We start from the raw sequence: 12,258 nt of genomic DNA, 5'->3' as shown, positions 1-12,258 counted from the left end.
AATTTATGCCAATAAATCATGGTATTAATATAGATAACAGCGAAATTTTATCTATTGAGCAGCATTATTCAATAATTCTTCCTGAAAGTTACCGTGCTTTCTTGAAGAAATATAACGGATTTTATGTTGAAGATCCGGATGCGTGTAATCTTACATACCACGGCGTTGATGATGGTGAGATTGCTTTTGATTCTTTGTTTGGTATCAATATAGAAAATAAAAATTTCAACTTAATTGAAATGAATAATGATTATTTGGATGAATTATTATTCATAAAAAATTCTTTTATCATTGGTACAGATCCTGGAGGTAATTTTTATATATTAGTAACCGAAGGAAAGCATGAGGGTGTATATTATTGGGATAGAACTCACTTACATGTTGAAGATGATGTGCAAGATATTGCTTTTAGTGAAGTAGATGAATGTGGGAACCTTTATAAAGTATCTCACTCTTTCGAAGAATTTTTTAAACAGATACTCTCTCAAACTGAAGATAAAGGCATGAAGCTAATTCAAGGCTTATAGAATATTTGGAAGATCCTTGCGATATTCCGGTTCTTTTAAACACAACGGCAAAGGAGGCGGCCGTTGCTGACGGCTGTGTTGATCAAATGGTGAAACGAATTGTCTGGAAATCGGGTGATCTGGTTAATATTAAATTACGGGATAACTTGTATACCATAGGGCAAATGCTGACCAGTCCAGCAATGAGATTTTATAATATCTGTAACATGGATGGTATATGGAAAGATGTTGATTTAAATGATATCACTCCTTTATTTCGTGTGTTTGTTGGTAATGTCATTAATAAGTATCTAGTACAAGAAAAAATAAAAGATAAATCCGTTATCTTAAGTAGTAAACCTTATGAACCATATTGGATAAAGCCTTATAGTTCTATGGATGTAGGGAGTTATCTTGGAAAAAAAGGGGACTTTTTATTTATGGGCGGTAAATTAATTGATCTTGGTCCAGATGGTAATATAAGTGTTACCTAGGCTCCTATTATTAAAGAAGATCTTTCGTTACCAGAAGATCGGGAACTCATTGAAAAATATGAACTAACCAATATGTGGGGACATGAATCGCTAAGAGAACGTTTGTGCCGCTATTTTGATACCGGAATTAACCGTGACGACCTGAAATTCGAAGTATTTCCGGGACTGTGGGATGACAGGGAGCAATTAAGGCCATTAACCAGTCGTTTACCAGTACCGCTACGATAATATAAAAGACGGAAGATCTCCGCGATCTTCCGGTTTGCTTATGATCTACCGTGGCGCATAGCCACGATAAGCCAGCGCTGACTGGAGCTTCCCGATGGCATCTTTGATTTGGTATGTGCCCCGCCGTCGCGGGTTCCCGATAACACCCGGTTCCGGCAGGAAAACGGGGCTGAAACCCGGCACTGACATCGGGGAAAAAGTGAGCTAAAATCGGCAAAATGCCCGTCGGGGCGAGTTGGCATGCTCTTTAACAGGGTGGGAAAAAACGGCGGAGAAAAAGGCTGCTAAATCAGGGGGAAAAGTCCGCTAACCTGTATGATGGTGTCGGGATAGTGCCGAAGACCCGCTAGGGCTGAATGGGGGCCTGAACTTATATCAATATGCCCCCAATCCGATGATGTGGATCGACCCTTGGGGGTTGGCCCCTAAAGCACCATTATCTTTGCCTGACGGCTACAAAGGACGAATAGATAGATTTAATGTTGGTAGTGGAACTTCATTTGAAATTCATGTATATGCTCCAAGCGGAAAAGAGGTTGGTATATATGGGCCTGATGGTTTCTTTAATAAGCATGGAACTATCGCGAATGAGGTTAAAGTTCCTAAAAATGTTTCTGATACATTAAACGGTATTTCTGTTGATGAATTGAGAAAAATAGGAAAACTTCCTCAGAAAGGTACTCCTGGTAGCAGGAAATCTATTAAAGAATATTCTGAAAAAATCAGAAATAACCGACGTGCGGGATGTTAATGATACTATGGAAATAATAAAACTCATTGAGAATAAAGATGGATATACAATGGATAGTTCAGGTTATCCTGATTATGTGAATAATGTGAGTGAGTTTATTCCTGACGAAGCATTGCAATTTATGAGAGCAAGTTGGCATTATGATCATAGTGATAAGAGATGCCCTCACGATTCTAGAATAAAAAATTTATCCATTTTAGAAGAGAGTTTGGGGGACTTTAGAGTAAACAATATTCATATCTCGTTATTAGGTGCCTATGAAAATACTATAGAATTATTTTATTCTAATGTATTTACTTATTCTATTGAAAAGAAAAAATGTGAGTGGCCTGATGATGATTATTCTCATGGAGATTGGCTAATTGATGAAATATTATTATCAAGTGATAATTTCTTAATGCATGAAATTATATTTACAGACGCAATAATAAATATAAAATGCAAGAATATAAGCTATTCAATAGTGTAAATTAGACTTCATAAATAACCGGAAAGATCTTCCCAGATCCTTCCGATTTTATTCATGATCTACCGTGGCGCATAGCCACGGTACGCCAGCGCGGACTGGAACTTAGAGATCGCAGCTTTGATTTGGTATGCTTCCTCATCATTCACGATACAGGCGAGTATTTCCGTCCAGTTGGGCAAAAACTAAATAAGGTTTCATAATTCCGCTACACATGGTTTTATTCAACTCATTGTTATACATATGGTTGTTGGTAGATAAGGTATAGCACCATTTTGGAAAGTTATTTAGCGCTTCAATGTGAGTCAACTGAATGAGATTATATTAAAACATTTAACAGAGTTAACCGCATAGCGAAAAAATAACAATAGCATTTAGCAGTATTAAAAATGATTAAAGAAATGGGCTTTGATTTTCATATCAGTAATATGTCTATTACCCTCTTTGGTTTTAAGCCTAAAAATCAAATAAAGGAAAAAGGAAAAAGGAAAAAGGAAAAAGGAAAAACGAGAAAATCCGAGTATCAATTTAATGAAAATAGGAAAATTTAAATATAAGGCAGGAAATGGAAAAACGATTATATTTACAAAAATAGTTCAATGAAAACCATTCATTAAATGAATTTTTAATTAAAAAATAAGAAAACTATCGGAATAAAAATCGTTTTACTCGATATCACCCTTTTAAAAGTATTCATTTTATCTTTTTACCTGCATTTCCCTTTAACGACCTATTCACATCCATATTTAATTCATTTATCGGCAATGCTATCCTCCGCTTATTTTTACCTAACTGGCTATAACCATTTAAAAGAAAAAAACAGAAATATTAAAGATTTTATATAAAAGACGGATTTAACTATAAGTGCAGTTTTTTAAAAATACGTTAATCAAATTTAATCGAAATCCATTAACCATTAACAGAAAATTGAAAAGAAATCAGCGAGAAAAAGAATATTATCCGAAAAAACATAAAAGAGTATCTTTATATCATCAGGTAAAAACTACTCAGGATTGCTGGTAAAGCAGAATCAGTAAAGATAAAATGCGGGTATGATTAACGTTTGTGAAATGTAAAACACGGTATACCATGATGATTAAAATTAATAAAAATCAGCCATTAAAGGTGGTAAAAACAACGGTTAAAATAATGACTTTTAATAACAGTTTAAAACCTACCTATCATAAAGCTATAAGTGAAAAATAAGAAAAAATTGGTTTTGTTAATGATTATATATCCCGAAGAAAATCAAATAAGAATATTAATAGGTTAATCAGGAAATTTATTATCCCAAAGGAACCGACTTTAATAACGTTTTTAATAGGGGGATAAATTTTTTTACAAACCGATTAAATCATGCAAAATCAACACCTTAAATAAACGGATTTAAATTTGTTTTACACTGATTTAATCATTCCAATAACGTTGTTTTTCTACGGTTTTATTTAAATGTTTAAATACCCGTTTAACCGTTATAACCTTTCTGGCTGATTAATCTGCCAGATTTTTACTATCGTTGGTGCAATAAAGCATTTTCATATATTCCTGTCTAACAACAGCTATCAGCAATTTTTCTTTAGAAGGAAATCGATTGATCATCTAGTCGGCAATATTGCTTTATAATTTAATCTGGTGGCCGCCTAAGCAACCACCTTTAAAGTGGAATGGCAATTACATAAAATCGTAAATATACCCGTTATCTTTCAAGTTGCCTCTTTGTTGGTTGCACTTGCTCACCCCGGTTACATAGTTCGTTATGCTCCCGGAGATTCACTCCCTTGCTGTCGCGTTGCATCTTGAAATCCATAGGGTATATATCTTTTTATGCTGATTACAGTAATCATTTCGCCTATTACTAACAAGTTGTATATCAGTATTGGGACGTTCGTTGCCAATCCCTATTTTGGAGAAATTCAAACAGACATAAATAATAACCGAATAGCAAATCCGATCAGCACCAGTCCCATCACCCGCTCGAACCAATACCCTTTTCGTATAAATTTATTACGAATCAATATATTAGAAAAAATAACACTGACTAATACAAACCATACCGCATTGACCATACACATCCACACCCCATAAAATATTTGTATCGGGATAGGTGTATTGCTACTCACCACCGTCGTGAAAACTGCCAAAAAGAACAACGTCGCCTTAGGATTAAGGGCGTTTGTCATAAACCCCATCAGAAATGCTTTCCAGCTACTCTGTGAAGTTTGAACAATTCCTTCACTCTCTAAGACAGCCAAATCGGTAGGTTTACTCCTGATAAATTTGATACCGAGCCATATGATGTAAGTTCCCCCAATAAGTTTTGCTAATTCCATTAACCACGGAGTGGTATGCATCAACGCGCTAACCCCCACGAGTGTATAGATGACATGTACTGATATTCCCGCTCCGATACCCACTGCCGTACACATCCCAGCCCAGCGACCAAACCTCACACTTTGTCGTATGGTAACCGCGAAATCTGGTCCCGGTGCTACCACTGCCAGAAAATGAATCACCGCCAGTCCTAGAAATTCCCCCCAATAGTTATACAACATATTAACTCCAGAATGACAGCGGGTTTGCCGCTCCGCGGTAACCAATAAAACATGACAAGCTCAAACGTAGATCGTCTACGCCAGCAGTCACGGCGTGCATACATTGGGAGTTAAAGATCAAAAGATCACCCACACCCGGTTGGATCTCCAGTGCTGGTTTACCAAGCAAGGAAGGCTCAATGCCATAACTGTTACCACGCATAGAATCAAACTCTTCGGGAGAAAGTTTATCTTTCCAGATCTGTAAGGCGCCGCCTTCACTGGGCATAGCAAGATAAATATTAGCCGCAAACTGTGCTTGTAGACTCTTAGCTCTGAAACTATCTGGGGCATCCTTAGCAAAAATGTCGTGATCAGCAAGAAAGGTAACCCCAGGTCTAATCACCCTCGACAACCCCACATACATTTTCTTTCCATAAAGTGTTTCTAGTTGAGCGCCAGCAGACCAAATCTCATCCAGAGTACACCTCAGCAGATCCATCGGAGATAGATAAGGCGAACAGCGTTGCCGCAAGTCATTGATGTTTTTAAACACACTTTCAAAATAATCAGCTACACGAGGTGGTTCATTTTCTGCTTCATAAAATGCCATTCCAATCCGTCCTATGCTCGGTGCATTCAAATATTTATCAAATCCATGCCCCAGTATTTTTTTACCCAGTTGCGTCGCTAAAACACTAGGAACAAATTGCTTTACTCGAATGGCCAAAACTTCCTGATCAGCAAGTTTTTCTATATAAGTAGCATCAAGACGATCAGTTTCTATAATCATATTATCCTTGCTCCTTATCGTTACCTATAATGCGCTGAAACAATGTGGTTAGCCATCAAACCACATCATAATGAACTATTAGATTACCCTTCTTTATCTGTACCTCCTGTACTCTGATGCCTCCCAGTTGCCCTAGCGATGTCACATGGGTACCACCGCAGAGGTAAGGCGTAAAATGACCGAAGCTGACTTCTCGGAGTCCATCGTCTCTCAAAGTCACTCTGCACGGTAAATCCTTTGTAATATAGTTCTCACAGATCATCTGTATATACTCTGCCGATACACTTTGAGCATCCACTCCCGGCTTGAATACTATTCTCCCTTCACCCGGCCAGTGGTGAGCTTTAATTGGGCGCCACATCGCAAGCTCAACCACATGCCCAATAAGATGTCCGGCAGAATGCAGCCGCGAATGTAATTGGCGACGTTCACCGTCAACACGGGCAAAAGCGCTTCCCGGTGCTACTGGCTCTATGGTTAGATGAACGATTTCGCCGTCTTCCATAGAAACGTGAACGACCTCCACTTCATTGATCCAGCCTATATCGCTAGGCTGACCACCACCTTGAGGGTGAAACATAGTAGATTTCAGCCATACGGCATAACGACCATCATCGCGAGGCATACAATCAATTACCTCAATATCACCAGTTAGTACCTGACTGGACAGATAAATACGTTCCGTCATATTCTATTTTCGCGGCATAGTAAAATATATCTAATGATATTTGATAAAGATAGTAAGTTCAAGCACCAGAAAAATAGGCATTGATTTCTGTGGAATTTATGAAGTGTGTTTTTTTGTCGGCGGAAAAAAATAATAATTCTGACGGTGTACACATGGAGATATCAATTAACATTTCTTGCTATAAGATATAAATTAAGAAAAAATTCATATAAATAAGTATGTTAAAAGAATGGTTAAATCATGTGACTTAAAAAACCTAAATAAGATGAACCATACGATAAAATAACAAGAGTCTTAATTTAACAGGTGTCCATTCTGACGACAACATACATTTTTCAATAAAGAAATGACTATTTTATCAATCAAGGTAATTATGATTATTAAATAAAGTTAATAATTAATTCAACTAAATAAGTGTGATTTTTTAGAAGAACAGTCAGTTGCGATATTTCAGCGTCAGGGTGAGAAAGAAACCTAGAGAGCTGAATGGTTAGCAGTCTGAGTTCCCTCAAGCCGAGGGAACTATCAGGTGGGAGATCAGAACTTCTGGGAGATACTGAATTTAATATTACGTCCAATCCCGGAAACCGATTCACCGAGGTATGGGTGATAATCCCGATTAAACAGGTTATTTACCGTGACACGCGCTTCAAGACCTTGCCAGAAATTGGGTTGCCAACTGGCGAATAAGCCGTGTAGTGCATAACCTTTGCTTTTTGGTAATGCCCAGTAACCTGCTCTTGGATCGCTATCTGTGGGTGAGCGGTCTTGTTTACGGATAAAATCACCAGTCCATCCCATCGCCATTTGCCATTGAGGGATTTTTACACCTAACATGGCGTGAGCGGAAGTTGGTGGAACTTCAGCAATCCAAGTTTTACTTCCCCACCACGGATTAACTGGAGATGCGTCTCTTTGCCCACGCATTGTTGAGAAAGAGAGTTTGCCAAATAAGTAGCTACTATTATAGAAGGTTTCGATTTCTAGCCCTTGGATGGTATATCCAGGAAAATTACCATAAACGGATATCGGTTTCTTACAAGCTGATATAGGAGCGCCATTAGCTTGTGCTTCGCACAGTACACTACCATGACGAACAAATATTTCATTCTTTCCTCGGTTACGGAATAGCGTTGTTCGGATTTGTAAATTATCCTGATCGGTCAACAAGTTGTTGAAATCCAGAATTGCACCGAATCTTAAGCCGGTTATTCTTTCTACATCCAGATTACGGCTGGTGGCAGAAATGGTTGTACCTGCTCGTTGTAATTCATATTGTTCATCTACCACTGGAGCACGCCATGTACGGCTGAAATCAGAAAATAGTGACAGATTTTGTGTTGCTTTCCATATGACGCCTAAATGAGGAGACCAGCCAGTATAGGTAACACTGCTGTAATCGTGGCCTACTTCTGGAGATTGATTATTATAAATAGATGCAATATTTTTCTTACCGGTATTTTTGATATGGTCATAACGAATACCCGGTGTTACGGTTACGCTGCCAATAGTCATTGCGTCTTGTAAATAAAAACTGTGGGTTGTTTGTTCTCCTGATGGCATATAGTTTGGTTGGAAATAACCATAATTATAATCAGGTTCCTTATTTTTGGTTTTGTCGTTCATAAGGGTGTTGCGTTGGTTTTTATGCCAACGAGCTCCAACGAGTAATGAATGTTCTACTGCCCCAGTGTTAAAGACACTCTCATTATTTATATCCGCCAGATTATCTACGTAGTTAATCCAGCTTTCATTTCCCAGAGAGGCAAAATATGAATTTGTTAAATCCTTTGGGCGTTTGTCATGTTGCTCTGTTTTGGAATAAGCATAAGTTGCTGTCAGATTAAGTAATGGATTATCTTCCGGTGCAAGGTTCCATTTAGCGGTGTAGTTTTGATCTGTTTGATCACGATAAACCAGCTTACGACGCCAAGCTTCATCCCAACCATATTTGTTAATATCGTATTCGGAAGGTATATTTATTTTATCGCGTTTTGCTGCCCACGGCTGCCAACCATCAGAATCAGAACGCATAGCGGAAAGTGTCAATGTATTAGCATCGTTCAGGTAAAAATTCGTTTTCAATAAATACGATGCTTGATCGCTTTTAGAGAAAACAAAGCGGGTGCCATCTGGTCGTTTAATATTGCCGCCATCTCGTTTACTCATATATAACAGGCCGTCAGCGAAACCTTCTATTGTCCGGCCATAGACTGCGCTGCTATAAATATTTTGGCGATCATTGGTGTGATAACTGTATTTCAGCAATCCACCAAAATCCTCTCCCGGCCGTAATAAATCACTGGCATCTTTGGTGACAACTTTAACTGTTCCGCCAAATCCGCCATTACCATCCAGTAGATTATGTGGGCCTTTATCGACATCGACTCGTTTGATTAATTCGGGCTCAATAAAGATAGAGCCTTGGCGATATTTCTCGAAGCCTTTCGGGGCGTCATCCAAGGTGACTTTGACGTCTTCTGTGTCGCCCATTCCCCAGATATTCAGAGTTTGGCCGCCTGGACGAGGCGATCCTGACATAGCAACGCCGGGGAGTTGATCGAGCAGCTCGGCGATATTATCTGCCTGGGTACGTTCAATATCCTCTTTTTTCAATACTGAGCTTCCGGCACTGACGCTGTTATTCAATCCGCCAATAACAGAAAGTGTAGAAAGTGTGATGACTTTCTCTGGTTTTTCCGATTTTTCTCTTGTTTTTTGATCGCCATTTTCCTGTGCAGCCAGATAACCTGGCAGGCCAGTACTCAGCATAATTATGCTTGATAAAGCATAATGAAGAGTGCGATTAATGGGCTGTGTCGTCGCTGTAGCTAAGGTTTTTTGTGGTTTCCCGCTATTTTTCATTGTCATAACCATCCTGGAATGTCGTTAAATAGAAAAGTTGCACTTACAGGATAGGTCACTTAACGCAAGGAATCGGGCAGTAAAAAATTAATAACGGTATTAATTAATTATTTTGTTGATCAAGATATTTTCAAATCTGAGCTAGAAGTATCTTTTAACAGTGGTTCTGATGTTGTTACCAGATTGCTCTTGAGTCTATTTTTATGTATGTTTATACAGTCATTGTTGATAGGCTAAAGCAGAATGCGAAAGATTATTCATATTGATATGGATTGCTTCTACGCAGCTATTGAAATGCGAGATGATCCGTCACTTCGTCATATTCCCATTGCGGTGGGCGGCAGCGCAGACAAGCGGGGTGTTATTAGTACAGCTAATTATCCTGCCCGTCGTTTTGGGGTACGTAGTGCAATGTCTACTGCAATGGCGCTGAAACTCTGTCCTCAGCTTAAAGTTCTTCCGGGGCGTATGGCGCTGTATAGGGAAGTTTCCCAGCATATTCGTCAGATATTTTCTCGTTATACTGAGTGGATAGAGCCTCTGTCGTTAGATGAAGCTTATCTGGATGTTACTGATAGCCATCATTGTTATGGATCTGCCACGCTTATCGCACAGGAGATCCGTAAATCCATTTTTGATGAATTGCAATTGACGGCATCAGCCGGTATTGCACCGGTGAAATTTTTGGCAAAAATCGCTTCTGATATTAATAAACCAAACGGGCAATATGTCATTCCTCCTGAACGAGTGGCTGATTTTGTTAAGGTGTTACCTTTGGGGAAAATTCCGGGGGTTGGCAAAGTCATGGTGCAACGGCTGACTAATATGGGGCTGGAAACCTGTTCTGATGTACAAAAATATGACGTCATTGTTTTGGTGAAACAGTTGGGGAAATTTGGTCAGGTACTTTGGGATCGTTGTCACGGGATTGATGAACGATTGGTGAATCCAGACCGTCTGCGAAAATCAATTGGTGTGGAGCGGACACTTGCGAGAGATATTCATCAATGGGAACAGTGCACTGAACTGATAGAAAGTTTATATCTGGAATTGGAAAAACGATTGAGTAACGTTAAACCTGATCTGCGGATTGCCCGTCAGGGGGTTAAATTGAAATTTGATGATTTTCAACTCACAACTCAGGAACATGTTCATCCACTATTGGATAAGCAGGATTTACTGCAATTGGCCCAGAAAACATGGACATCTCGCCGGGAAGGGCGCGGCGTTCGTTTAGTTGGTTTGCACGTGGCTTTGCAGGACCCAGAAATTGAGCGGCAACTCTTACTTGAATGGTAACTTGCTTGAATGGTAATTCCCCTGCCATCACATCGAGGCAGGGGAGAACTGATTAAGCCTTTTCAGGAATGGCTTTCAAGACTGCGGTCAGCAGTTGCCAGTATTGCCCAACACTCTTAATGTGAACTTGTTCGTCAGGGGAGTGAGCGCCGGTGATAGTTGGCCCGATAGATACCATGTCCATATCAGGATAAGGTTTTTTAAACAGACCACATTCCAATCCTGCGTGGATCACCATAATGTTGGGTGTCTTATCGAACAGTTGTTGATAAGTTTCCTGTACTAAATGCATTACTGGAGAATTTGCATCTGGCTGCCAGCCGGGATAGTCACCTTTAGCGGAGATCTCAGCCTTTGAGAGTTTAGCCAGCGAAGAAAGCATGCCTATGACATAAGATTTACCGCTGTCGATAAGCGAACGGATTAAACAAATAATATTGACCTTATCTTGTTCCATAGCTACAACACCCACGTTTAGTGAGGTTTCTACTACACCTTTGATGACATCACTCATGCGGATAACACCATTAGGTGCGCTATTTAGCAGAGAGATAAAACGGTTTTGGCAGTCATCAGTTAATGCCTGAATATTGGTTTCAACCTCTTCCAGCAAGACAGTCAGATTTTTCTCAACGATGGCATATTCATTTTTCAGTATGCCTAAGTATTTGTCTTTCAATTGGGTAAGCTGTTCTGCTTTATCGGCAGGGATAGCAACAATAACATGGCCTTCGCGTGGAATAGCATTACGCAACGTACCGCCTTGGAAGTCGAGGAGTTTTAGCGCCAATTCCTGAGTGTGGGCGGCCAGGAATCGTGCCAATAGTTTGTTGGCATTGCCTAGCCCTAAATGAATATCACAACCGGAATGACCGCCTTTTAGACCTTTGATTGTCAGTTTTACTGTTTTGTAGTTAGTCGGAACTGCTTCACGAGTCAGTGCTAAAGTGGTGGTGAAATCGATACCGCCAGCACACCCCATGTAGATTTCGCCTTCTTCTTCTGAATCGGTATTGATTAAGATATCAGCTTGTAGCCAACCTGATTGCAGGCCAAAAGCGCCATCCATGCCAGTTTCTTCCGTCATGGTCAATAAAACTTCTAGCGGGCCATGTTTTACATTGTCATCAGCCAGCACTGCTAATGTTGATGCCAGCCCAATGCCATTATCTGCTCCTAAAGTTGTACCTTGGGCCGTAACCCATTCGCCATCAATATAAGGACGGATAGGATCTTTGATGAAGTCATGCACTGTATCGTTGTTTTTCTGCGGCACCATATCAAGATGTGCTTGCAGAACAACTGCTTTACGATTTTCCAAGCCTTTACTGGCTGGCTTTCTGATCAGAATATTGCCAACCTGATCACGTTCAACATGCAATCCTTTCTCTTGCGCCCATTGCACAATGTGAGTCGCCAGCGCTTCTTCATGATGAGAAGGGTGAGGAATAGAGCAGATTTTGGCAAAGATGTCCCATAGAGGTTGAGGGGATAATTGTGATAGTTCTGACACGACGAATCTCCTATGACTGCATCTCAATTAAGTTTCTATATGATGAGCGCTTAACGCCATGATGTTATTGGGTTCAGAATACCACTTTACTTTTGTTAAGAATAATACGATTCATCAATTCCCT

12 protein-coding genes and 2 pseudogenes are annotated in these 12,258 nt (G+C 39.7%); 7 read left to right on the top strand and 7 right to left on the bottom strand.

Translation table 11 applies throughout. From position 1 onward, the window contains the following. The first annotated feature begins 5 nt into the window (after positions 1 to 5). Entirely contained in the window at positions 6 to 527 is a 522-nt protein-coding gene (locus OO184_RS11980; protein ID WP_265379378.1) for an SMI1/KNR4 family protein, read from the top strand. A gap of 86 nt (positions 528 to 613) precedes the next feature. After that, positions 614 to 1,228, top strand: a pseudogene (locus OO184_RS25545) (DUF8309 domain-containing protein). Positions 1,229 to 1,273: 45 nt separating this feature from the next. Here OO184_RS25545 and OO184_RS25465 read toward each other — a convergent pair. Further along, a complete protein-coding gene (locus OO184_RS25465; protein WP_446500469.1) occupies positions 1,274 to 1,324 on the bottom strand; it encodes a hypothetical protein in 51 nt (16 codons plus the stop codon). Between the two features lie 238 nt (positions 1,325 to 1,562). Here OO184_RS25465 and OO184_RS25210 point away from each other — a divergent pair. The 3 genes and pseudogenes from OO184_RS25210 to OO184_RS11960 form a co-directional block, all read left to right on the top strand. After that, positions 1,563 to 1,650 (top strand): annotated as a pseudogene (locus OO184_RS25210) (RHS repeat-associated core domain-containing protein); the annotation flags it as partial. After that, positions 1,623 to 1,979 (top strand): hypothetical protein, encoded by a 357-nt coding sequence (locus OO184_RS11965; protein ID WP_265379375.1) that lies wholly within the window; start codon positions 1,623 to 1,625, stop codon positions 1,977 to 1,979. The pseudogene OO184_RS25210 and the gene OO184_RS11965, both read left to right, overlap by 28 nt. Positions 1,980 to 1,986: 7 nt before the next feature. After that, entirely contained in the window at positions 1,987 to 2,448 is a 462-nt protein-coding gene (locus tag OO184_RS11960) for a hypothetical protein (RefSeq protein ID WP_265379374.1), read from the top strand. Between the two features lie 59 nt (positions 2,449 to 2,507). Here OO184_RS11960 and OO184_RS25460 read toward each other — a convergent pair whose 3' ends face one another. After that, on the bottom strand, positions 2,508 to 2,627 hold the full coding sequence (locus OO184_RS25460; RefSeq protein WP_446500468.1) for a DUF7706 family protein: 120 nt from the start codon (positions 2,625 to 2,627) through the stop codon (positions 2,508 to 2,510). Between the two features lie 207 nt (positions 2,628 to 2,834). Here OO184_RS25460 and OO184_RS11955 point away from each other — a divergent pair, with 207 nt between their 5' ends. After that, positions 2,835 to 2,996, top strand: a complete 162-nt coding sequence (locus OO184_RS11955) for a hypothetical protein (protein ID WP_265379373.1) — start codon at positions 2,835 to 2,837, stop codon at positions 2,994 to 2,996. Positions 2,997 to 4,358: 1,362 nt separating this feature from the next. On the opposite strand, the gene OO184_RS11950 is transcribed toward OO184_RS11955, so the two are convergent. The 4 genes from OO184_RS11950 to OO184_RS11935 form a co-directional block, all read right to left on the bottom strand. Next, a complete protein-coding gene (locus tag OO184_RS11950; protein WP_265379372.1) occupies positions 4,359 to 4,997 on the bottom strand; it encodes a LysE family translocator in 639 nt (212 codons plus the stop codon). 1 nt (position 4,998) lies between these two features. After that, positions 4,999 to 5,769, bottom strand: coding sequence for a 2OG-Fe(II) oxygenase family protein (locus OO184_RS11945; protein WP_265379371.1), 771 nt, complete (start codon positions 5,767 to 5,769; stop codon positions 4,999 to 5,001). Between the two features lie 55 nt (positions 5,770 to 5,824). Beyond that, on the bottom strand, positions 5,825 to 6,457 hold the full coding sequence (locus OO184_RS11940) for an alanyl-tRNA editing protein (protein WP_265379370.1): 633 nt from the start codon (positions 6,455 to 6,457) through the stop codon (positions 5,825 to 5,827). A gap of 537 nt (positions 6,458 to 6,994) precedes the next feature. Next, a complete protein-coding gene (locus tag OO184_RS11935; protein WP_265379369.1) occupies positions 6,995 to 9,322 on the bottom strand; it encodes a TonB-dependent hemoglobin/transferrin/lactoferrin family receptor in 2,328 nt (775 codons plus the stop codon). Between the two features lie 243 nt (positions 9,323 to 9,565). Here OO184_RS11935 and dinB point away from each other — a divergent pair, with 243 nt between their 5' ends. Next, positions 9,566 to 10,621: a DNA polymerase IV gene (gene dinB, locus OO184_RS11930; protein ID WP_265379368.1), complete on the top strand. Its 1,056-nt coding sequence runs from the start codon at positions 9,566 to 9,568 to the stop codon at positions 10,619 to 10,621. Between the two features lie 52 nt (positions 10,622 to 10,673). Here dinB and pepD read toward each other — a convergent pair whose 3' ends face one another. Beyond that, on the bottom strand, positions 10,674 to 12,134 hold the full coding sequence (gene pepD / locus OO184_RS11925; RefSeq protein ID WP_265379367.1) for a beta-Ala-His dipeptidase: 1,461 nt from the start codon (positions 12,132 to 12,134) through the stop codon (positions 10,674 to 10,676). Between the last annotated feature and the right edge of the window lie 124 nt (positions 12,135 to 12,258).

It is taken from the genome of Photorhabdus aballayi, assembly GCF_026153155.1.
In the GTDB taxonomy this organism is placed as follows: Bacteria; Pseudomonadota; Gammaproteobacteria; order Enterobacterales; family Enterobacteriaceae; genus Photorhabdus; species Photorhabdus luminescens.
Note: the sequence above shows the minus strand (reverse complement) of the source record. Positions and strands in the feature narration are given on the sequence as shown.